Annotated in this window: 18 protein-coding genes; 7 read left to right on the top strand and 11 right to left on the bottom strand. The window is 67.1% G+C overall.

The features are described 5' to 3' along the window. The first annotated feature begins 10 nt into the window (after positions 1 to 10). The 3 genes from OIE53_RS07085 (at position 11) to OIE53_RS07075 (ending at position 841) form a co-directional block, all read left to right on the top strand. A complete protein-coding gene (locus OIE53_RS07085) occupies positions 11 to 136 on the top strand; it encodes a hypothetical protein (protein WP_327025770.1) in 126 nt (41 codons plus the stop codon). Positions 137 to 255: 119 nt separating this feature from the next. Beyond that, positions 256 to 444, top strand: a complete 189-nt coding sequence (locus tag OIE53_RS07080) for a hypothetical protein (protein WP_327025769.1) — start codon at positions 256 to 258, stop codon at positions 442 to 444. Positions 445 to 454: 10 nt separating this feature from the next. Then, on the top strand, positions 455 to 841 hold the full coding sequence (locus OIE53_RS07075) for a hypothetical protein (protein ID WP_327025768.1): 387 nt from the start codon (positions 455 to 457) through the stop codon (positions 839 to 841). Positions 842 to 1681: 840 nt separating this feature from the next. Here the strand turns inward: OIE53_RS07075 and OIE53_RS07070 are convergent. The 7 genes from OIE53_RS07070 to OIE53_RS07040 form a co-directional block, all read right to left on the bottom strand. Beyond that, positions 1682 to 2026 (bottom strand): hypothetical protein, encoded by a 345-nt coding sequence (locus OIE53_RS07070; RefSeq protein ID WP_327025767.1) that lies wholly within the window; start codon positions 2024 to 2026, stop codon positions 1682 to 1684. Beyond that, on the bottom strand, positions 2023 to 2535 hold the full coding sequence (locus tag OIE53_RS07065; protein ID WP_327025766.1) for a hypothetical protein: 513 nt from the start codon (positions 2533 to 2535) through the stop codon (positions 2023 to 2025). The genes OIE53_RS07070 and OIE53_RS07065 overlap by 4 nt, the downstream gene beginning before the upstream one ends. An 83-nt stretch (positions 2536 to 2618) precedes the next feature. After that, positions 2619 to 3893 carry a serpin family protein gene (locus OIE53_RS07060; RefSeq protein WP_327025765.1) on the bottom strand — a complete coding sequence of 425 codons (1275 nt, stop codon included), beginning with the start codon at positions 3891 to 3893 and terminating at the stop codon, positions 2619 to 2621. A gap of 180 nt (positions 3894 to 4073) precedes the next feature. Continuing rightward, a complete protein-coding gene (locus OIE53_RS07055) occupies positions 4074 to 6224 on the bottom strand; it encodes a UvrD-helicase domain-containing protein (RefSeq protein ID WP_327025764.1) in 2151 nt (716 codons plus the stop codon). A 42-nt stretch (positions 6225 to 6266) separates the two neighbouring features. Further along, on the bottom strand, positions 6267 to 8801 hold the full coding sequence (locus OIE53_RS07050) for a GmrSD restriction endonuclease domain-containing protein (RefSeq protein WP_327025763.1): 2535 nt from the start codon (positions 8799 to 8801) through the stop codon (positions 6267 to 6269). A 654-nt stretch (positions 8802 to 9455) separates the two neighbouring features. Further along, a complete protein-coding gene (locus OIE53_RS07045; protein WP_327025762.1) occupies positions 9456 to 9836 on the bottom strand; it encodes a hypothetical protein in 381 nt (126 codons plus the stop codon). Further along, complete coding sequence (locus OIE53_RS07040; RefSeq protein WP_327025761.1) at positions 9833 to 10321, bottom strand: hypothetical protein; 489 nt, start codon at positions 10319 to 10321, stop codon at positions 9833 to 9835. The genes OIE53_RS07045 and OIE53_RS07040 overlap by 4 nt, the downstream gene beginning before the upstream one ends. Positions 10322 to 10463: 142 nt before the next feature. Between OIE53_RS07040 and OIE53_RS07035 the strand changes: the two genes are divergently transcribed. The 4 genes from OIE53_RS07035 (at position 10464) to OIE53_RS07020 (ending at position 12548) form a co-directional block, all read left to right on the top strand. Then, positions 10464 to 10664, top strand: coding sequence for a helix-turn-helix transcriptional regulator (locus OIE53_RS07035; RefSeq protein ID WP_327025760.1), 201 nt, complete (start codon positions 10464 to 10466; stop codon positions 10662 to 10664). A 48-nt stretch (positions 10665 to 10712) separates the two neighbouring features. Then, positions 10713 to 11216: a hypothetical protein gene (locus OIE53_RS07030; RefSeq protein ID WP_327025759.1), complete on the top strand. Its 504-nt coding sequence runs from the start codon at positions 10713 to 10715 to the stop codon at positions 11214 to 11216. Between the two features lie 257 nt (positions 11217 to 11473). Next, positions 11474 to 12361 carry a helix-turn-helix domain-containing protein gene (locus OIE53_RS07025; RefSeq protein WP_327025758.1) on the top strand — a complete coding sequence of 296 codons (888 nt, stop codon included), beginning with the start codon at positions 11474 to 11476 and terminating at the stop codon, positions 12359 to 12361. After that, the gene (locus OIE53_RS07020; RefSeq protein ID WP_327025757.1) at positions 12354 to 12548 is read left to right on the top strand and encodes a DUF397 domain-containing protein; all 195 of its coding nucleotides are present in this window, start codon (positions 12354 to 12356) and stop codon (positions 12546 to 12548) included. The genes OIE53_RS07025 and OIE53_RS07020 overlap by 8 nt, the downstream gene beginning before the upstream one ends. A 53-nt stretch (positions 12549 to 12601) precedes the next feature. On the opposite strand, the gene OIE53_RS07015 is transcribed toward OIE53_RS07020, so the two are convergent. The 4 genes from OIE53_RS07015 to OIE53_RS07000 all read right to left on the bottom strand — a co-directional run bounded on the left by OIE53_RS07015 (position 12602) and on the right by OIE53_RS07000 (position 21553). Beyond that, positions 12602 to 13285, bottom strand: a complete 684-nt coding sequence (locus tag OIE53_RS07015; protein WP_327025756.1) for a DUF6308 family protein — start codon at positions 13283 to 13285, stop codon at positions 12602 to 12604. After that, complete coding sequence (locus tag OIE53_RS07010; protein ID WP_327025755.1) at positions 13286 to 14422, bottom strand: hypothetical protein; 1137 nt, start codon at positions 14420 to 14422, stop codon at positions 13286 to 13288. A gap of 190 nt (positions 14423 to 14612) precedes the next feature. Continuing rightward, complete coding sequence (locus OIE53_RS07005) at positions 14613 to 18671, bottom strand: Eco57I restriction-modification methylase domain-containing protein (protein ID WP_327025754.1); 4059 nt, start codon at positions 18669 to 18671, stop codon at positions 14613 to 14615. Further along, complete coding sequence (locus OIE53_RS07000) at positions 18671 to 21553, bottom strand: DEAD/DEAH box helicase (protein WP_327025753.1); 2883 nt, start codon at positions 21551 to 21553, stop codon at positions 18671 to 18673. The genes OIE53_RS07005 and OIE53_RS07000 overlap by 1 nt, the downstream gene beginning before the upstream one ends. Between the last annotated feature and the right edge of the window lie 86 nt (positions 21554 to 21639).

Raw genomic sequence — 21639 nt, 5'->3', positions numbered from 1 at the left:
GCTGGAACCGATGCGCCGCTACGCCCACCTGTGGGAGCGGCACATCTGGCCCGCCATCATCACCGACCTGGACACCATGGTCCAGCAGCACGGCGGCACCGTCGCCGCCCGCGCACTCGAAGGACAGCCCGCATGACCGCCCCCACGACCGTACGGACCTGCCCGGCCCCGCCGACACGGCCCTCACCCCGCCCGGGTGGGGGCCGTACTGCGTGGTGGGTGACTGGGCCGGCACCGTGGGGGTATCCTGCCCGTATGGCCCAGCAGAGCCCCGACACCGGCACCGACACCACGGCGGTCCTCGCTGCGGTGGGCATCACGGTGACCGACGAAGGTCGGAAACGGGCCCGCCGCCGGCTGCAAGCGGCCCGGGAGCGGTGGACGCCGGAGCTGGACGCCGCCGCGCGTGAGCAGCTGGGCCTGACCGACCGCACCGCCGCCTGACCGCCGCCGCGTGGAACACGTCACCGTCAGGGTCATCCTCGACACCTCCGCCATCGTGGCGTTCGCCCGCGAGTCCATCGACGTGGGCGAGGTCATCGCCGAAGTCGCGGACGAACCCGACGCCGTGTTCGGGCTGCCGGTGCTGTGCCTGGCCGAAGCCGCCCGGATCGTGGCCGACTCCACCCGCCTGGATCTCCTGACCGGTTTGCCGGCCGCCCTGATCCTCACCCCGGACCCGGAATCGTGGCGGGCACTGGCCATCACCCACGACACCGTGGGACGGCTCGACGCCGCGAGCGCCGTCCTGGCCGCGATCGACCTCGGCTGCGACGTGCTGACCGGGCAGCCCGGCCTGTACGGCGGGCTCGCCGGTGGGGGACCAGTAATCCCGATCTGACATGTGGCGTTGCTGCCCCATACTGTCTGACGACAGCTCGAAAGGGTGGTGGCATGTCCAGGCGCAAACTGATAGGTCAGGACCAGCCACGCCATCGTGCGGAGGTGCGGAGTGCCGACATTGGCTTTCGCATTCGCACCCAACTTGCATTCTTTCTGGCAACCGGGGCGATGCTCGTGCTCGCGCTGACCGCAGTCTTCGCGAGTGGCCGTTCCACCCCCGATCCCAACCCCGGACCCGGTCCCACTGGTCCTGGCGCTCCTGCTGACGACCAGTTCGCTTACCAAGCGGAAGTGTTGGACGCCCGGCGCAGCCTGTTCGAGGGTGACCTCTTCGTCCAGACGGACCGCCAGGAAATGGTTGCTACCTGGTTTCCGGTTACCCTGATCATTTGCGGGCAGGCGAACACCGACGATCCTTGTGTATATCCGCAGGAGGAGCCTGGCCCGGTGACTCCCACGGGGTCGCGTATTCCTTCGACGCCCGCGAAGACCGTGAAAATCGGAGGTCTCGTAGGTGTCAGCCTGTCGAGCACTGAGCTGGATATAAGGAGCGGAAGCACAGATTCGGCTGCCTATATGCCTTTGGTCAGCCCAACGGACCGGGCGACGTGGCTATGGGATGTCCGCGCTGATGAGCCGGGGATCTATCTCCTCCGGTTCGTGATATCGCTGGTGGCCGTCGACAAGGAGACCCACTTAGTCCCAACGGAGACCGTCACCGTGCGCGTGACGGTGAAGCAGTCCTCGTCCGACGCTGCCCGTGTGTTCGGCGCGACCGCCGCCAAGGCGGTTAACTGGTCACTGGAAATGGTGATAGCCCTCGGGGGTGCGGGGCTGATCACCGCAGCAGGGCTTGCTGGTGGATACCGGTGGCTGCGTCGGCGTCGGCCTGACGGTGCAGATGAAGGGTCATCGCCTGCCAAGGCCCGCAGGCGACCACCGCATCGAGGCCGTAGGCGCGACCGGTAGCCCTCAGCAGAGCCGCCCAGTTCTGGTTGACCGACCCATCCGGGGTGGCCACCAGCGGCAGCGCTCCGCTCGCCCCGGCCGGGATCGTCGCCAAGCCGGTCGTTCCCGGCACGCCGTCGGTCACCAGCCGCCCGATCGCCGACCAGATCTCCGTCGGCTGGACCGAGCTGGACGGGGCGAACTGGTACGAGGTCGAGCGCGACGGCAAGCTCATCGCCTCGCCCTGGACCCTGACCGCGTACGCCCCTGCCGGTGGAGGCCGACACCTGCGGCTACCTGATCCCGGCCGAGCAGTACGACACGCAGCTGGCGGAACTGCTGCGCCTGCACCAGATCGACGCCCGGGTCCGCCCGGACGGGGTCGGGGTGTCCATGGCGCAGGCACACCGCCGGATGATCCCGCTGCTGCTCGACGCCCGAGCGGAGACCGCGGTCGCCGATGCGCAGCGGCGCTCGTACTGTGCGGCCGGTGACCCCCGGCTGGCTCCGGCCCGCGAACTCCTCGCCGAGCTGATCGACGCCGAACGTCTGTCGCAGCAGACGGCTTCGCAGGTGAGGTCCCGACTCGAGGTGATCGAGAACCTGCTCGGCAAGGACGGTGCGGCGCACGCCGCCCGGCCGGTGCTCACCGCGTTGATCAGTCAGGTGGAGAACGCCAGGCGCGACGACCGACCCGGCGGCGCGCACGGCACTGGTCGCCGAGCTGCAACGTCTGCTCGACACCCTCCACGGCTGACCAGCCCAGCCACCCCGCGACCCCGCCCGGCACCCTGCGGTGCCCGGGCGGGATCGTGTTGTCGAGGCGGCTACGCGCTGACCAGTGGGTCGTGGACCCGGCCGAGGAAGAACGGTACGCCGGTGTACCAGTCGTGGATGACGTACAGGAAGGGCCGGTTGACGAAGAACTGCGGCCCCTGCGGGATGGACGGCGGCGGGATGATGATGGCCGTCGCGCCTGCCGCCTCGGCGCCCTTCTCGTTCACCGCGATGAACGTCTCGTGCAGCACGTCGTCGATGTACAGGGACGAATCGGTGGTCATGCCGCTCAGGTCGGCCTGCGGGGTGAACGCCGTGGACATGCCGAGGTTGCTCAGCGCGGCAGCCAACTGCACCGGCAGCCGGAAGGTCCACCGGGGCATCCGCAGTTGGACGGTGGCACCGCCGAACCCGGTCAGCAGCGCGCTCAGCCAGGCCCCGTCGAGGTTCGCCTCGATCGCGGCGAGATCGTCCCCGGTCGGCATGACGATGGCCATGCCCAGCCGGTCCCCCGCGAACGGCACATCGACCGCCCGCCACCCGTCGCCGACCTGGTAGCCCATCCCGGCGAACGGCCCCCGCATCATCGGTACGCCGACCACGCTGCCGTCATCCCGGGTGAACGACTCGGTCGCGGTCAACGCCGGAACGAACTGGTACCGCCACGCCGCCTTGAGATAGGTCGTGTTGGTGAGAATCAACTTGGTGCCGGGGCTGACCGCACCGATCGGCAACAGCTCGGGGATCTTCGCGTTGGTCCGGTCCGAGACCCAGGTGTTGATCTCCTGGCGGGCCGCTTCCGGCGCGCCACCAAAGTCGACCGGGTGCGGCGCGGCACCGTAGTAGCCGGCCAGGGTGTCCTGAAACCCGGGCCGCAGGCCCAAACCGAGCCGGGTCCACAGGGCGTTGGCCGTGGTCAGCAGCGGCCGGGCGACTCCGTCGCCGTCCTGGTAGCGGGTGGCCAGGGTCTGTTCGACCGTGTTGAGCCCGCTGTCGAGCGCGCCCGGTCGGGGATGCGGTGCGTGCAGCACGGCGTCCATCTCCGCCGCCGTGGTCGAGCCGGCCCCCGCCCTGGCCATCGCCAGCGCGAGCCCGACCGAGTACGGCGAACAGACCATGTTGCCGCCGGGACGGCTCGACGCCAACTCGCGGTAGAGGTCGGCCGAGAAGCCGCGTACGGCGGTCGCGGCGGCGGCCATCGTGGCAGGATCGGGAGGTACGCGTACCGGATCCGTCGAGGTGGAGGAACGGGCGTGGGCTGGGGTGGCGGTGAGTGCGGCGGCCGCGAGCGGCACGGTCCGCAGTATCGATCGACGCGAGACCATGTCCTGACGGTAGTTCAGCCCTTACGGAACAGACCAGACCAAGACCCAAATTAATCGAAGTTTGACAATGTCGACCGACGCGGCGGCGAGACCTGGGGAACGGCTCACTCCGGCTGAATGCGAGTGCTCGATGTCGCACTCTGGATGCACTCCATCAGCCTCGGTGAACAAGAGCGGTCGTTACCGGACGGTCGAGACAGATGACAGGAACGGGCTGGGTTGTCCGCTCCAGGAGACGTGCAGGGCTTCGCGGGCTCGGGTGCTGGCCACGAAGAGGAGGCAGCGCTCGCGTAGCAGATCGTTGTCGTGCTGCACCGGGTCCACCTCGGGTGGCGTGACCTCCTTGGCGAAGGGGATCGCCTTCGCCGTGACACCGACCATCGCGACGCAGCGGAACTCCAGGCCCTTCATCGCATGCATGGTGGCCAGCCGTACGCCGTCGACTTCCGCGCCGGGCTGGTCGCGGACCCGGACCGACGGAATTCCGGCAGCGTCCAGTTCGCTTTGCACGCTGCTCAGGGTGGTGTTGAACCGGGCGCACACGGCGATCTCGCTCGGCCCGATGCCCTGGTCGAGCCACTCCCCCACCCGCTTGATCAGCGCGGCGATCTCGGCCTGCGACGAGGGGTGACCCTGCGCGGTGGGTCGCTTGCCGTGCAGCAGCGACCGGTAGCCGGTAAGGCTGTCCTCGCCCTCGCCACCGAGGTCCTCGACCCGCGACCCAACGAGCACCGTTGTGGACCAGGAGAGGATCTCCTCGGTGCTGCGGTAGTTGATCCGCAGTCGGCTGCTGCGGCCGGTGACCGAGATGCCGAGGGCGGCGAGTGAGACCCGGGAGTCGTAGATCCGCTGATGCGGATCGCCGGTGATGAACAGGTCGTCCGGGCCGGGTGACACGACGGCACGCAGCACCCGCCACTGCGCCGGGTGCAGGTCCTGCGCCTCGTCGACCACCACATGCCGGTAGCCGTACTCGGTCAGGTCGGTCTCGCCGAGCAGATCCGCCGCCCGCGCGCAGACCTGCAGGTGGGTGGCGCTGCCGGCGGCCGACAGTTCCTTCTGGAACAGCTCCACCGCGTCCCACACCCGGTCGCGCTGCCGGGTGCCCAGCGCGGTCCCCCGGCCGCGCCGGCTGGCCGCCCGGTACGCCTCCCGGTCACGCACGTCCTGGGCGAGGATGACGTGCCGGAACTCCTGGGCCAGGAACTGCTCGGTGAAGGGCAGCGTCAGCTTGCGGCACACCCGCCGCCAGACCTGCCGCTCGTCGAGATCGCCGATCGGCGTCGGCACCCGGCCGGCGAGGGCGCGTACGGTCCGGTTGGCGACGGCGTTGACCGTGGTCACCTCCACCCGCGACAGCTGCTGCTCGTCGCCGAGCAGCAACGCCAGGTTCTCCCGCAGGTTCGCCGCCAGAGCATTGGTGTAGGTGGTGAGCAGCACCCGCCCCTCGGGCGTACGGGAAAGCAGATGCTTGACTCGGTGCAGCGCCGCCACCGTCTTTCCGGTGCCCGGCCCCCCGGTCACCTGCGCCGGCCCGGTGTACGAAACCCGGTAGGCGACCCGCCGCTGCGAGGGGTGCAGGAACACCCGCCAGGCGGCGAACGGCTTGTCGAGGATCTCGGCGAGCTCGTCCGGGCTGGTGACCAGGGTGATCCGGCTGGCGGTGTTCGCGATGGCGAGTTCCAGGCTCTCGCTCGGCTCCGGCGTTGCGTCGGCCGGCCGGCGCGCGGTCACCAGGTCGCGGTAGACCTCGTCCGGGCTGAACCCCTCGGCGAGGTACTGCAACACCTCGAACTGGTCCTCCGGCAGCAGCGTGCCGAACGCCTCCAGTTGCGACTTGTCGACGATCGTGCGTACCGCCCGCAGCACCTGATCGTCGATGCCGAGATCGCGCAACACCGTGTCGGAATGCTTGGCGAACAGCAGGCGCGGTGCCTGCGCGGCGGCCTGCTCCAACGCCGGGGTGAGCTGCTCGATGGCCACGACGTTGCGGACCTCCAACGCCCGCGTCGCGCTGTTGACCGTGTAGAGCCGCTTCGCGGCCCAGGTGTACGCGTCGTCGTGCGGCACCACCTTGATCAGCAGGAAGGTGTCGCTACCGTCGTCGGGCGCGAGCACCACCCCGCGCCAGAAGTCGGTGATCCGGATGGTCCGCATCCGTGGGTCGCGGGCATTGTTCACCGACTCCAGGTGCAGCCCCTTGTCGGCGTGCAACCCGGCGACGGTGAGCTGCTGAAACTTCTCCATCGCCTTGCGTACGCCGGCCTTTACCGGCTTTTCCAGCACGTCGTAGCTCTGCCAGAAACTGCTGGCGAAGGCGAGCTGCGGCACGAACGAGACCTCCGGGGCAGTTGATCGAGAAAGGCGGATCGGCTAAACCAGGGCTGCATCGTCGGAGGTGCTGATCTGCGCCTGGTCGTAGAACCAGCGCAGGTGGTCGAGCAGTGCGTACCGGGCCTCGGCGTCGGCGAGGACCGTCATCGGGAAGCCCGGCCGCAGGGCAAGCCTGGCAGCGGCGATCTGGACATCCGGCAACTGGTTCAACCGCTGCCGCAGTTCCTCCCGCAGGGCCAGGTCGTCGAACGGCGTACGGATACTGAGGTGCTGAAAAACGACCTCGCACTTCCCATTGGGGTAGAACGTCACCGGCCAGATGTTGCCGTACTCGTGATCCTTGCTTCGGGCCATGAGGAAGCAGGAGGTCTCGTTGCCGATCCCGTAGGAAAGGGTGCCGCCCATCGTGGTCCACGCGTCGAGCACGACGGCGGTGGCCGTGGCGACCGCCGCCCCCTGGGACGCGGTGAGCTGCTCGATGAACCGCGAGGCGTAGTCGACGTCGCCGTGAGAGCGGGCTCGCGGCTCGGGCAGATCGGGTGGCGTCACCCCGGCGAGCTGCGCCAACTCCTCGACTGTGATGCGCTGGGCCGGGTCGGCGCGGCCGTGCTGGTCGAACGTCACGCCCTCGAGGCGCAACACGTCACGAGGGTCGTCGTTACGGCCGGGTTCGAGCCACCGGAAGTTACCCGCGACGATCCCGCCGGCCTGGAGCACCCGATGGGCGTTGAGGGTCGGATGGTTTGCCAGCCGGTTCCCCACCGGTTGCGGCGCCGTACCAATCAGGGCCGCCAGATCGCCGTAGGTGGTCCACGAGCCGGCCGGTAGCTCGGCGAGTGCCTTCGCCAGCACATCCCAGGGCACGTCGGACTGGTTGCCAGTCTCGCCGAAGGGACCCGGCCAGATGGCAATGATCCGTTCGGCGAGGGCGTCGGCCCGTGTCAGGATTTCCGAGCGGCCCCACCGCTGCCGATCGGCGACGTCCCGGCTCAGCTGAACACCGCTCTTGGCCAGAGCGATCCGCTTGGCGGCGAACGGCTTGTTACTCAGCTCCGTGTTGTAGCCGGTGAGGGTCAGGTTCCCCAGGGTGTGCACGAGCGCCTCGTGCGCCTCGTCGGTGGTCTCGTCGGTGTCGAGGTCAGCGGCGAGCATCTGCGCCCACTCGTCGCTGAGGGTCTGCGGCAGCACGTGTTCGATGGTCAGCTTCTCCAGCGCCACCGGTTCCTTGCTGCCGTAGGACTCCTCCAGCCAGCGCAGCACCAGGCTGCGCTGGCTGGCCCGACCGTTGAGGTAGAACGGCATGGTCCGCACCATGGCTCGCAGGCTCGCGTCGGTAGCCCAGTGTTTGCGGCCCGTCGAAAGGTACCTGCGCACTGCCTCGTCGACCGGCAGTTCCCGGTCCATCTCGGTGACCACGGCGAGCAGAATGCGATTGATGTTCATAGTGCTGCGGCCGATCAGCAGCCGCCGGACAAAGAAGCTCTCCAGGTACAACATCGCGGAGGCGATCTGCTCGGAGGTCGCCGTGCCCCGGTCCCGACGGTCGAGCAGGTGCAGCAGCACCGGGTAGACGGTGGTGGTGCCCCACGCGCTGAGACGCCCCAGCCGCTGCCGTACGCCCGAGTCCTGTTCCTCAGCCGGGTGCAGGATCACCCGCAGGAGCGCACCGAGCCGGCTGAACCGCTTCACCTCCGCTTCGACGTCCGCTTCGGTGCGCAGCTTGTCGAGGCGGGCCTGCTGGATCGCGTACGTGTCGGTCTGCTTGGCCTTCGGGTCGCGGTGGACCAGGTCGAGCCAGAAGAGCAGGACCAGCTCGGTCGGGGTGAGCCGCTGCTGCAGTGGCCGCCAGAGTGAGTCGTAGACGGCCTGCCCCCGGTTGGGCAGCCGCATGAAGATGTAGTTGCGCAGCAGGTCGGCCTGGGTGAGCGCCAGCCCGGTGTTGTTCAGCGACTCGAAGATCCGGTAGACGTTGTCACCGGGCTTGGCGGTGATCGCGACCAACGCCAGTCCGGTGATCACCGCACTCTCGACCTGCTCGACGGTGATCGGCTCCTCGCCGTCACCGAGGGTCTTCAAGGCGTTGGCAAAGAACCGGTACGCCCGGCCCACCGCGTTGTCCGGGCCGTTAGACGGCGTCGACCTCACGCAGGCCACGTACGCGTCCCGGTCGGCCTGGGTGGGGACCAGCTTCAACCAGCGCTGCTCCTCGAACGGGTTGGTCAGATACTGCTGGTCGAGCCGGAGCCGGTGTTTCGGGCTCTCGTGCTCGGCCCGGTGGTCACGGATGGCGCAGAGCAGGATGGTCAGCGTGGTGAGCCGCTGCTGACCATCCACGACCAGGTACTCGGCGACGCCGACCGCGCCTGTGGCCGGGCTGGGCGCGAGCACCAGCGAGCCGATGAAGTGGGTGGCGGCCGGGTGGTCGGCCCGGTCCCTGGCGAGTTGGCAGACGTCGTCCCAGATCCGCTTCAGCTGAAGCTCGGTCCACGAATATGTCCGTTGATAGAGCGGCACCAGGTACTGCCTGGTGCCTTCCAGCAGACCCTGCAGCGTGGTCTCCGCAGCCGCGACCATCCCCGCCTCCGTCCTTTATGGTCCTGCCCGTTGAGTCCGACAAGCCAAACAAATCTTGGTACGCCGGGCAACACACGAACAGCGAGCATCAGTCCCCAAACCGGTTGAAAGTGTCGATCCCAGCGGATCGAACTCGCGTCGGCTTCCCGACATCGCTCCTGCGGTTCGGCGCCGACTCTTCGCATCGTCCGGCGTGACTCGTTCGAGGGGACGTCCTACCATCCTGGCCGTCTGGGCCGATCTCGATGCCTTCGAGCCACACCCACTGCCTGTCGTACCACTGGCTGATGTCCAACCGGACCCGGACCACCGGCAACCGCAACGGACCAACCCCGTAACGATAATCGGATTCGGCGAGCCGGACCACGTCGCCGACGCGGATGGCAGGCTGGCGGCCCGCGCGGCCTGCCGCACCCGCTACGTCAGCCGGTTACGGATCTGCGGGCGACAGGTCAAAGACGTTCCTCGCCGGTACGCCCGCAGACACCGCGCAATGATCGAATCGGCCCAGGTCGCCCGCGGACAGGTGCCGTCACCCCGACAGTCCGGGCACTTCCTGGTACGCGGACCCGCACATCCAGGGAGCAGGTACGAAGATCTCCGCCCCGATCAGCGCACAGCCGAACACGACTGCCACTGCCCAGGTGGAGGCGCTTACGGTTCCGGAAAGCGGCGAGGCAGCGCGCAGACCCGGGCCAGCACCGGCCGCCACGCGCCGTCCTGGCCATCCGGCGTGATCTCGACGCCTTCGAGCCACACCCACTGCCCCTCGTACCACTGGCTGATGTCCAGCCGGACCCGGACGATCCGCAGCCGCATCGGACCCGTGGGGTACCGGTAGTCGGAGCTGTGCAGCCGGACCACGTCGCCGGGCGCGACGCAGACCTGCGGCACCACCGGTACGCGGACCGCCGCCACCCCGACCGGGCATTCCTCGGCGCACGGCGGGCCGGTCCGGTTGGCCAGCGCCGCTTGGCGCGCCCGCAGGATCAGCCGGTTGCGGATCTGCGCGGGCGACAGGTCGAAGGCGTTCACGGCAGGTACGTCTGCAGAATGCGGGTGACGGTAGCCTCGGCCCAGGCCGCCCGGGGACACGTGCCGTCCGCGCGACAGTCCGCGCATTTGCGGGTACGCGGATCCTCGCCGGGTCGCCGCCAGTGCTGATTCACCACCCGGTTCGCCCGCGCAAGCTGACCCGAAGTGATCTCGTCGCCCGACTCCACCCGATCGGGTTCGGTCGACGCAGGCCCCGCGCACTTCGGCGTCGGGAAACTCCCCCGGTTCCGCCGCCCGGCCTCGGGGTGGCCTACCCGCTGGTTCCGCGCCACCGCCGGACGCTCCTCGGGCCGCTCGTAGACCTCCGCGCCGTCGCAGCGCGAGGTCACCCGCAGCTCTGGTACGACATGCTCCACCGGTATTCGCCGGAACCGCCCCGGCACATCCCCGTCCGGCACAGCCTGCCCGGTCAGGTCCAACGCCACCGGCCCCGCCCGCAAGAACCACTTCCACCGCCTACCCATGTTCCACCACGCCTCCCCTGTTGATCGCTTCAGCCATCCCCACGAAGTGAACAGATGCACAGCCTACACGCTTCCTAAGCGCATGAAGAGAGCATCTGCTCAGGGAACATGTGTTCAGTTCGCCTGCTCTTACCGTGGCGGGGTGGGAGAGCTGCGACTGGTGGCGAGCCAGGAAATTCAGGACATGCTCGGTGTGTCCCGCACGCGCGCATACCAGATCACGAACTCGAAGACTTTCCCTGATCCCGTGGCGGTCCTCTCCGTCGGCCGTATCTGGCGGGCCGAGGACGTGGAACGGTGGATCAGAACCCACCGGCGGGACCTGCAAGACACCGAGGCGTAGCCGACAGGGCAGTTCATCGGGTCGCCTAGATCGACGTAAGCTGTCGCGGTGTCCCGTGCATATCTGGTGATCCTGGGCGATCGTGACGCCATCTCGTGGGTACTGCACGAAGAGCGCATGGCGTTTCCGGCGACACCGCGTGCGGAGGTGGCGGCGCTCGCCGCCGACGACCGCCTGTTCCTCTACGCCACCCGAGGTGCGTGGCGAAACCCCACCCGCGACCGTGGCCGGATCATCGGTACGGCAGTGGCCCGCTCCTCCGTCCGGAAGCTGGACGAGCCGGTCGAGATCGCGAGCCGCACCTTCGTCTCCGGCTGCGACCTGCGGATCGACGGCCTGGTGCCGTACCCGGGCGGGTTGGAGTTGCAGCCGCTGGTGGAGCAGTTGGCCGCCTTTCCCAAGCCGCAGACGTGGAGCATCTACCTGCGCCGGGCGTTGCTGACCCTGCCAGCCCAGGACGCACAGCTCCTCGACTCGCTCCTCACGCCCATGACCATGGCCAGGACCCAGGCGCTGGGAACCTACAAGCCACCGGCGACGGCGAGTAAGTAGCAACAAGCACGCGGAGCGGCAGATCGTCATGTCGCTGCCCTTCCATGCTGGACGCAGAGATTCGATCGGAACGCGGCGGCCGTCCGGGGGGAATCGGCCAGCCGCCGCGCTGTGAGCATCCTGGAACACTCCGCAGTGGAGTTGCAACGTTCCAGCGCCAAATTTCGCGGATATGCATTGACTTTCTTTCCTGTAACGGCTAGGTGTAACAACGACAGGTCACACAGCGTTGCGTGTTGGAACCAGGGAGTGTGCCAATGGCCGAGGACATCGGATCGACAGTGCCCCGCCGACAGCTCGGTCGGCTGCTACGCCAGTTCCGCAACGAGGCCGGGGTGACGCTCGACGCCGCCGCCGAGGCCCTGGAATACAGCCGCCAGAAGATCTGGCGCCTCGAATGCGGCATGGGCTCCGTCCGGGTGCTCGACGTCAAGGCGATGTGCGAGCTGTACGGCGTGTCGCCCGAGATGACCGAGGCCATGCGCGGCCTGGCCGCCGAAACCAAGTCCAAGGGCTGGTGGCACGCCTACGGCGACGCCGTACCAAGCTGGTTCGAGCTGTACGTCGGCCTGGAATCCGCCGCCGCAAACCTGCGCCGCTACGACGAATCGCTGATCCCCGGCATCTTGCAAACCAAGGAGTACGCACACGCCCTCTACCGCCTCGGCGGGCGACTGAACGACGAGGAGCGCGAGCGAGCCGTCCAAGTTCGACTTCAGCGGCAAGCCCTACTGGTTCGCCGGCTGCCAGCGGCTCCCCGGCTTGACGCGGTGTTGTCCGAGGCGGTGCTCCGGCGTGGGGTAGGCGGCCCAGCGGTCATGGGCGATCAGCTCAACCAACTGCTCAAGCTCTCCGACCTGCCGAACGTGTCGGTCCGGGTGCTGCCACTGGCAGCCGGACCGCAGCCCGGCGCGGTCGCCGGTTCCTTTGTCATCCTCGACTTCCCACCCACCAAGGGGGGACGGGCCGCACCTGAGCCCTCGATCGTCTACAGCGAGTCGTTGACCGGTGCGCTTTACCTCGACAAGCCCGATGAAATGGCTGCCTACGAACGGGTCTGGCGGGGACTGGATGGGCTCGCCCTCGGCGAGGCAGAATCAAAGGACATGATCAAAAAGCTCATCGGGGAGATCCGGCATGACTGACCTGACCGGTGCCATCTGGCGCAAGAGCACCCGCAGCGGCGACAACGGCGGCGACTGCGTTGAGGTAGCCGCCAACCTTCCCGGCCGCGTCGCCGTACGCGACTCCAAAAACCCGACCGGACCTGCGCTGACCTTCTCCCCCGCCGCCTGGGCCGCCTTCGTCACCATGACCCGATCGGCCGACTGAACACGGCAAGCGCCCAACTACCCAGCCGCATACGCTCGGCCGATCCGGCCGGGTCAGCCCTCAGATCCGTCGATCGACAGCCCTGGGCAGTTTCTACGACAATGCTTGCCCTGGTGACGCATCCAGAAGACGACATCGAAGATTCGGATGTCTGATACGTGGGCTGGCACATTGGCCCTGGCCCGCAGGTTGCGCAACCTGCGGGCCAGGCGGCAATTGTCGGCTCGGAGCTGGTCGTGCAGCCAAAGCCAAAAGCCACGGCGCCCATGCAACGCACAGGCCAACACGCTGTCGTAGATAGGGATGAGTCTCGGACGCTTCCGGGCAAGCACCTTGCCTGCGATGGTCCGGTTGACGCCTGGCTGACCCGTCAGCAGGTGCCAGGCGCGGTCCGCCGGCCCACCATCCTGGATGTACTTCCGCGCCCCCTCATCGGCCAAGTCAACTGAGGTCGGGATAACGCGTAGCTCGTCGCTAATTCGCTGGCCCAGATCGCCTTGCAGGAGGTTGAGGGCGACCGAAGGCGGAACGCGCACCTCCAACAACTGGACAGCGATCAGGTCCTCTGCGGTCACAACATCACGGCAGAGGCCAGCGCCGCCACCACCCAACGCCTCGAACTGACTACCCATTAAGGGCTTTGGGTGATTCGCAAAGTAGCGTCTGAGGTTTTTGATAGCCCGCTCCTCATCGAGCACAGCCACAATTTTGTGCAGCGGCAGCCAGTTATCAGACATTCATGCATCTCCCAACGCTACCCGGCGGCGAATCTCCTTGAGCGTGACTACATCGCCCTTCACCGCATCCTGTGCGTGCCAGAAGTCGAGCCCATCGGTGGCAATTCGGTTTTCGGTTATGTCCCGGCCATGAAGCATGATCTTTACTGCCCTCCCCGCTCCCGAGGGCGAGTCGTAGTCCTCCCCTCGGTAGCGCACGCGGCCATCCGCCAACAACTCAGCGGTGTGCTGCTGTCCGAGGTAGCGAGCGATGAGCGTAGTTCCCGGCCGCAGTCGGCCAGCAGCAAGCAGGTCAGCCAGCTTCAGTTTTCGCTCATCCGGTGTTACTCGGCCTGACGCCTGTCGCGAGCTCCTCGTTCCTGATGACTGGTTCGTTTTAGTCGCTAGGGCTGGCGGAGGTGCGGCCTGTTGAACCGAAGGCTGGCGCACCTGCGACGACGGCGCTGGCCGCTGAGGTGGCACGGCTGACATCGGGAAGTCGAAGGTGGCGCGGGCACGGAAGAGGCTCTGCCGAATCTCCTCGCGGGTCAGCCTAGGCATCCGACTGTCAAGCAAGTCGACCAGCTCGGATGCAGGGTCCGACCCGGCGAACAGGTCCGTCAGTTCGGTGTGAACCTGTCGGTCAACGAAAAAGCCCTTCCACAACTCCTCAATCCGGTTGTCGCCCATGTTCTGCTTGCTAAGCAGGCTCAACAGCTCAAGGGCCGCCTCAACATCGTCCTCGATTCGGACCGCGCGGAAGAGCTTGTGTTCGATCGGCACCGGCGCGTGGGCGTTGTAGACCCGCCACTCCGCGCCATCGGTCAGGGCGACCCATTCCACACCGGCCATCGTCGCGTAGCCGATGGTCTGGTTGGCCCAGCGCGGATCGTCAAGGTTCTCGCCAAGCCCCTTCGCTTCGATGAACAAGCGCGGAGTACGCAGGAGCAGCAGCGCGTAGTCCACCGGGTTGTCGACGCCCCGCCGTCGGTACTCCCGGTGCACCTCGTCGGGGTCATACAGATCCCAGCCCAGTGCACCAATTACCGGCTCGATGAGGCCAGCTTTGGTGTTCTGCTCGCCGATGCGCTGGTGCTGCCGCCGGAACCGCGCTACCCGTTCGACGCACTGCCTAATCACGTCTTCCAATTCCTGCATCTCCACTGCCTCTCACGCCGGCCCTGATCGTCGCCCGATGGGCCATTCGGCTCCGGAACGTTGCCCCGAGTCATTCCAGGTGCGCCTTTGAGGACACCAGCCACAGCAGGGCCGCTTGCATGCGATCGAGCGGGGACTGCCCCAGCGTTTGACAGTCCCTTTCGCTCGATTTACTCGAGTGTCTATTGAGTCACTGACCGGTGGCTGAGGCTATCGCGTGGCGGGGGCCATGACCGGGAGGCGGGTTCAGAGTGGAGGTGTAGTTCTTACCATCGACGAGAGGAGTGGCCAGGCTGACGCCAGCAGCGGTCATCCGGTCGTACTCAGCGAGGATTAGGTTCTTAGTCTGGTACGTGCCGTATTTCGCCTCATCCTTGCGTTTGATGATCGGAAAGGTGTCCATTATATAAGCAACATCATCGCGGGGGACACCATAGAGAAGAAAGAATAGGGCATCCAGCTCCGCCCGAATGGTTGACCGCCTCGCCTCGTCCCAGCGGAAGGGCGCACCTGTGTCATCTAGTGCTCGCGCAAAGGGTGCCATCTCAAAGTTCGTAAAAGCGAGTTCAAGCACCCGCCTGTAGATTGCCGGACCTTGAATCAGCAACTCCTTCGGTTCGATAATAGGCAATTGTGACATAAGAGTGAAAGTAACATGGGTGCCACCGATTTTCTGTCTCACAACATAATCCATAAGGAAAGAGGAGAATAGGGCAAGCAAGAGCGGCTGCCCGTGCGGAATGCCGCTGAGCAGAAGCGGTGAAGTGTGACCCACGGCCGACTTCGGCATAGGGTAGACAATCATCGTGCGCTCGTTGGCGCTATTTGTTATATCGCGCCATCCCAGTAGCCATTCATTAGCCCACGACTTGCCCTGCAACTTCCTATCCACTTCCGCCTCATGCACCCAGTACCGGGGAGTGGTAACGAATGATAGGTCGTCACGCTGGTCAAGCCTTGGCCGCGGCAGGGTTCCCATGTTCAACTGCTCCGGCGTCGCTCCTTCATAGGTCGAATAGCGATGGTCGTAATGGTGCAGCATCTTAGCTTCATACAACGGCAACATGCGGGCACCGTCGCGATGGAAGATGTTATCGATCAGCTCCCAACCATCACGGCAAAGAGCATCTCTTTCATTGAAGAGCTGGGAGTCGCCAGCCATATGGAACATCGTCATGAATCGCACACTCCAGGGATTCCGCTCTGAGGTTCCCTCTGAAGACAGAACCGGAAATCGGCCATAAATACTCAGGGTGATAGCCGCATCCCTAGGCGAGCGAAACATTGGACAAGTTCCCGTATTCGGATTCACCTTCAAAAGGTCCGAGGGGCGCAAATTCATTTTCGCCGACGCCAGGTCGTCCATTCGACGGACATAGAAACAGAACTCAGCGTCAGCGACCCTTAGCCGACTCCCCGAAATTGTCAGAAGGCTGAAGTCAGTGTCATGATGCACCTCACGACTTAGCAGGAATGACTCATTCTCAAAGCTTAGAAAACTTACCAATGAGCCGCAATTGACGATATCGGAGAAGTACTTCGAAGTCGTAGACGACGTCCCTATCTGAGTTGGAAGAATGAAACCATTCATGCCCGTTGGCAATATCGCACATCGACCCATCTCAGAGAAGACAGAGTAGGTGTTTACATCACCCCTCCCGGTCAATGGATAGCGTTGTGAAGATCGCAGAAAGTGGCTTTCCCCCTCCGCGCGGCGCTTCGCATGCATGAAGCGATCATGAAGGTCTGGATTGCTATCACGAAGCTTCAGAATAAGCCTTTTTCGGGCAGCAGCGTTGGCTGCCCCTGCGATACCTTCATCCCTCTGGGAAAAGAACTCCTGCTCCTGAAGCTTGATCCGCTCCCAAGGAGGGTTGCCTAGTACGCACGCAAAACCTCCAGCCCAGCCCATTCTAGGGTCAACTTGATCGCCGCCTTCTGGTACGACGAACACTTCGGGAAACTCCAGGTACCAGTGAAAGAAATTGTACTCGTCAGCGAGACGCTGAATCTCATCAAGGGTTCCCTCTGGCACTGCCGCCGCATCGGTTCCACTTAAAGAACGGAATACCTTATTGGTCACAGCCAACGGCGCGCTTGCGTGCTTCTGCCACACGAATGCCGCACACCAAGCATCGGCGACTAGCAGCGCGTGGGAATATTCATCTGAGGTTTGCCAGGTCTGGTAGGCGGACGCCTGCCTACGGACATCGCCGAGGCGGTCGGCGGAGGCCGTGGTGATGCGACGCAGATCCTGGGCGAAGACGATGTTGGCGACCTTCGCGCCTCGGTTCACATCGAAGAGCGTGCCCTGCCCCTGCCGTTCCTTGGCGTTCTGCTTCTCCAGGGACTTGGCGTACTTCTTGTCGTCGCCCTCGATGGGCTTGAACGCTGCGTCGGGGATGCCCTTCGTGAGCAGGGCGGGGGTTGCGCCGATCAGGGCGTTGCCACATTTGATGTGGGCGTCGAGGAAGCTGAGGGGCTTGCCGGGTTCCAGGGCTTCCAGCCAGAGGGAGACCTTGGCGAGTTCGACGGCCATCGGGTTGATGTCTACGCCGTAGATGCAGCGGGCGACGACCTCGTGTAGGGCGGTGCGTACGGCGTCGGTGGTGGGTTCGGGGTTGCGTTCGCGGACGGCGGCTACCCGTTTGGCGATGCGGCGGGCGGCGGCGACCAGGAAGTGGCCGGAGCCGCAGGCCGGGTCGCAGACGGTAAGCGACAGCAGTTCGTTGACGATGTGGTCGCTCGGGTCGGGTTGGCCGGCGGCGGTGGCGGCCTGCTCGGCGCGCTTGACCGCGTCGTCGATGACCGGGTCGAGGGCCGAGTCGAGCAGGCAGTCGATCAGCGAGGACGGGGTGTAGTAGGAGCCGGTGGTCTTGCGGGTGTTGCCGGCCAGCTCGACCAGCTCGAAGGTGCGGTCGACGGCGCTGTGCTTCGGGACGAGTTCCAGAAGCGATTCGTAGATCGAGCCGAGTTCTTCGGCGTCCAGGTTGCGGTAGTCGACCGACCGCCAGCGGCGGGTGCTGGTGTCGCGTACCAGCGACAGGTGTCGGACGGCGGTCAGCAGGTGATCGTTCGACAGCGACAGGCCGCGCAGCGGGTCATCGGCCTCGGCGTGGTCGAAGAGGCCGCCGAGGCCGGGCAGGCCCAGTTCGGGGCGGCCGTTCTCGTCGCCGAGCGCGTCGAGGACGAGGCGCAGGGCCTGGTAGAGGTCGCTGTGGGTGGTGCCTCGGCGGCGGCGCGCCTGGGCGCGTAGCCGGGCCGACGAGAAGTACTTCGCGTAGCGTTCGCGGGCCTGCTCGTCGGCGTCGGGGTAGTGCAGGGCGTCGCGGTCCTCGGCGACGAAGAGGAACAACAGCCGGTAGACCAGGCGCAGCAGGGCGTTATGAAACGCATCGCGGTCGAAGGCTTCTCGCAGCACGACGTTCGCGGGGTGACGGAGGAATCCAGTGCCGAGGGCATGAATGGCTGCTTGAACATTCTTGCGCAGTTCCTTGACGGCACGAACGCCAGACTCGATCGCTTCCGTACGCCACTTCTCCAGCCAGCAGGTCGAGGGAGCGGCGCCTTCCGCCACCTCGAAGCGGGAGACGTGCAGGAGGCGGTAGAGCAGGACGAACTCGCTGAACAGTTCGCCGTCGAAGATGGCTTCCAGGTCGAATTCGACATAGGCGGCGGTGGCCAGGGCGCTGGAGTCGCGCAGCAGGCGCAGTTGGCGGCCGTTGGTGAGCACGCCCCGCAGGTGGGCCTCGGAGCGGTTCAGCAGTTCCTGCACCAGCGACTGCGGCGGCACGCTGCCCGCACCGGCGGGGCGCTTGTCGAGGGTGGCGTTCCACGGCACCAGGTGGATCGGGACGTGGTTCCAGCGGTGGCTGATCGGGAAGCTCTTGTTGCCGTCGTCGGAGCTGATGCCGGTGTCACCGAGCGCGGTCAGCGGGCCGAAGCCGAGTCCTTCGCCGAAGAGCGGCAGCAGCCACTCGGCGACGGCCAGGCCGGTCGGGTCGGCCGGAGCGTCGGCCTGAGGCGCGACGGGCAGTCGGTTGCGCAGTTCCTTCCACACCGACTTGAGGTAGTCCCAGTGGCGTTCGGCGTCGTCGCGTACCGACCGGGAGCCGACCACCTTGTAGTCGGCGGGTTTGGCGCCGCTGACGTCGCGGCCCTCGGAGATGCGGACCAGCATGTCGGCGGGGATCAGGCCGCCGATGGTGTGCACGGCGGAGAAGACCTGGTTGCGGGCGGTGGCGGACATCAGGCGTTGCCTCCGGCGGCGGGGGTGGACGCGGGCAGGTAGACGTAGGCGCCGAGGACGTCGGGGCGGTCCTGCGCGGTGACGGTCAGGCCGCGGACGATCTCACCGGCGACGCTGCGCACCCGGCGGTGCGAGGCGAGCAGTTCGGCGGCCAGCTCCTCGCCGTACCCGGTCAGGTGGTCGGTGACCTCGGGCAGGCCGTCGAGGATGCGGCCCATGGTGCGTTCGGCGAAGTCCCGGTCGGTGTTCTCGTCGGCGCCTGCGTCGAGGAGCCGCAGTGCCTCGGCGGTCGGCAGCCAGGTGGCGTTGGCGGGTGCCCCGGAGAAGGCCAGCAGTCGGGCGTCCTCGGCGACGAGCTGCCGGGTGCCGGAGCGCGACGGCAGGGTGAGGTGGAAGCGGTAGCGGACCAGCAGCAGGGTGGTGCGGGTGGTCACCGCGCGGGTGCGGATGACGCCGCAGCGGCGGGCCGGGCGGGCGCCGGTGACCTGGGTGTCCAGGGCGGCGTTGAGGACGTACCCGGCCAGGGCCACCACCGCCGGGTCGGTGCGGACCAGGGCCGCCTCGCCGCGTGCCACGGCGGCGGTGCTCCGGAACAGCACCGGTTTGCCCGTCTCGACGGCGTCGCCGCCGAGCACCGGGGCGAGGGTGTCGCGTAGGCCGGCGGGGGTGCCGCTGACGTCGGCGGTGAAGTCACCGGAGGTGTCCGGCGCGTCCCGCAGCACCCCGTCGAGGGCGCGCAGCGACAGGCGTACGAAGTCTCGGATCTCGGCGGCCCGACCGAGGGTGTCGCGGATCGCGGCGACCTCGCGGGCCACCTCGTCGGGGCGGATGGTCTGCTGGGCGAAGCGGGACCGGGACGCCTTCTCCTTCTCGGCGGCGGACTGCCACTCGCTTTCCAGGGTGGCGGCCTTCTTGTCGATGGCGCGGTACTCCTCGGCGTCGAAGAGGCTGCCCTGCCCCTCCTCCCGACCGCGCAGCAGCAGCCATTCCACGATCGCGTCGGTGACCCCCTGCGAGGCGGCATCGGGGACGGAGACGGAGATGCCGAGGTCCTTGCGGATCTGCCGGTGCTTGCGGATCAGCACGTCGAGGACCTTGCCGTCGATGCCGTTGTCGCTGCCCCACAGGGTGATCACGCGTACCTTGTCGCGTTGCTGGCCGTACCGGTCGACGCGGCCCTCCCGCTGGTCGTGCCTCGTGGGGTTCCAGGCCAGGTCGTAGTGGACGACGGCGTCGAAGTGGTATTGCAGGTTCACACCCTCGGAGAGGCAGTCCGTGGCGACCAGCACCCGGCGGGCGGCCGGGTCGTCACCGGCCTCGCGGGCCAGGTCCTCGATGCGTTGGAGGCGCTGCTGCGGCGACAGGGTGCCGGTCACCGCCCGGACCACGGTCTTCTTGCCCAGCGCGTCGGCCAGGTGTTCGGCTACGTATTCGGCGGTGGGGATGTAGCGGCAGAACACGATCGGGTGGTAGCCCTCCTTGAGCAGGGCCTTGAGGTGTCTGGTCAGGGCGGCGAGCTTGGTGTCGCCGGTCGGGCCTTCCAGCTCGGCGGCACGGTCGGCCAACTCGGCGAGGCGTCGGCCGGCGTCGACCTCCACCCCGCCGGTCTCCGCGCCGGGGGCCACGTCCAGCCCTTCCAGCGCGTCGCTGTCGACGGAGTCGCTGGTCAGCGGGGCACCGAGCCGGTCGGCTTCCTCGGCGGTGTCGGCGGTCGCGGTGGCCGAGCGGGTCCGCAGCGTCTGCGCGGCGGCGCGGGGTGAGGAGACCAGGGAACGCAGCAGGGCGATCGCCGACCACCAGGCGATCCGGGCCTCCCGTCGGCCCCGGCTGTCCGCGGCGGTCACCCGCTCACTGGCGTACGCGATAGCGTCGTCCAGCAGCGCCCGGTAGCCCGCCGACAGCTTGTAGGTCTCGTCCTTGAACTCCCGGTCGGTGGGGAAGCTGGTCTTCTCGGCGAGGCTGTCGTCGGCCAGACCGTCGCTGCGGGTGAGGTACTGCCGCACGTCGGCGCGCTTGCGGTGCACGAAATGCTGGGCGAGCAGGCGGCGGCCCGCCTCCGAGCCCAGGTCGACCGTGGCCAGTTCCGGCCGGACCAGGCCGAGCAGGTTACGGAAGGCGCTCTCCTTGCCGCTGTGCGGGGTAGCGGTCACCAGCAGCAGATGCCGCTCGGGGTCGGCGGCTACCCGGTGCAGCAGCTCGTAGCGGAGCTGGTTCTGGGTGTTGCTGCCCTCGTCGGCGGCCACACAGGTGTGCGCCTCATCGACGATGACCAGGTCCGGGCAGTGTCGGACGAAGTCGTCGCGGTGCCGGGTGGACTTGATGAAGTCGGTGGAGACGATGACGTGCGGGTGCCGGTCGAACAGCGACTGCCCCAGGTCCAGGCCGCGTTCCAGCCGGGACACCGTGGAGGCCAGCACCAGCTCGGCGTCCAGGCCGAACTTGGTCCGCAGCTCGGCCTGCCACTGCTCGGCCAGGGCCGGCGAGCAGAGCACCGCCAGCCGGGTGGCGCTGCCCTGCGCCAGCAGCTCAGTGGCGATCAGGCCCGCCTCGACGGTCTTCCCGATCCCCACATCGTCGGAGATCAACATCCGGACGGTCTTCTGCCGCAACGCCATCAGCAGCGGCACCAACTGGTAGGCGCGGGGTTCGACCGCGATGCCGGCCAGCGAGCGGAAGGGTCCCGCGCCGGAGCGGAACCCGATCCGCAGCGCCGAGCGCAGCAGGCCCGCCGCCTGGGCGTCACCCAGATCGGTCGGTGACGGCGGGGCGAACTGGGCGTCGGTGACCGCCTCGATGTCGGGGAAGACGGCCGCGACATCGTCGTCGGCCCCGCCGAGCGGGCGCAGGACCAGCATGTCGGGGGCGCTCTCGGGCAGCACCACCCACTCACGGCCGCGCGCGGAAACCAGAGAACCAGGGGTGTACGAGGGAGGCATGGCGTCTTCCGGAAGTCGAGGGATGGCCGGGT

Source organism: Micromonospora sp. NBC_01739 (assembly GCF_035920385.1).
Classification (GTDB): Bacteria; Actinomycetota; Actinomycetes; order Mycobacteriales; family Micromonosporaceae; genus Micromonospora.
The sequence above is the reverse complement of the archived record's forward strand: the minus strand, read 5'-3'. Positions and strand labels throughout refer to the sequence as shown.

What these genes read in the sequence shown, in the direction of transcription:
- OIE53_RS07020 (WP_327025757.1), top strand. Translation starts at nt 12,354, where the DNA reads ATGACTGACCTGACCGGTGCCATCTGGCGCAAGAGCACCCGCAGCGGC.
- OIE53_RS07085 (WP_327025770.1), top strand. Translation starts at nt 11, where the DNA reads ATGCGCCGCTACGCCCACCTGTGGGAGCGGCACATCTGGCCCGCCATC.
- OIE53_RS07040 (WP_327025761.1), bottom strand. Translation starts at nt 10,321, where the DNA reads ATGGGTAGGCGGTGGAAGTGGTTCTTGCGGGCGGGGCCGGTGGCGTTG.
- OIE53_RS07070 (WP_327025767.1), bottom strand. Translation starts at nt 2,026, where the DNA reads ATGAGCTTGCCGTCGCGCTCGACCTCGTACCAGTTCGCCCCGTCCAGC.
- OIE53_RS07010 (WP_327025755.1), bottom strand. Translation starts at nt 14,422, where the DNA reads ATGCAGGAATTGGAAGACGTGATTAGGCAGTGCGTCGAACGGGTAGCG.
- OIE53_RS07025 (WP_327025758.1), top strand. Translation starts at nt 11,474, where the DNA reads ATGGCCGAGGACATCGGATCGACAGTGCCCCGCCGACAGCTCGGTCGG.
- OIE53_RS07015 (WP_327025756.1), bottom strand. Translation starts at nt 13,285, where the DNA reads ATGTCTGATAACTGGCTGCCGCTGCACAAAATTGTGGCTGTGCTCGAT.
- OIE53_RS07050 (WP_327025763.1), bottom strand. Translation starts at nt 8,801, where the DNA reads ATGGTCGCGGCTGCGGAGACCACGCTGCAGGGTCTGCTGGAAGGCACC.
- OIE53_RS07005 (WP_327025754.1), bottom strand. Translation starts at nt 18,671, where the DNA reads ATGTCCGCCACCGCCCGCAACCAGGTCTTCTCCGCCGTGCACACCATC.
- OIE53_RS07060 (WP_327025765.1), bottom strand. Translation starts at nt 3,893, where the DNA reads ATGGTCTCGCGTCGATCGATACTGCGGACCGTGCCGCTCGCGGCCGCC.
- OIE53_RS07080 (WP_327025769.1), top strand. Translation starts at nt 256, where the DNA reads ATGGCCCAGCAGAGCCCCGACACCGGCACCGACACCACGGCGGTCCTC.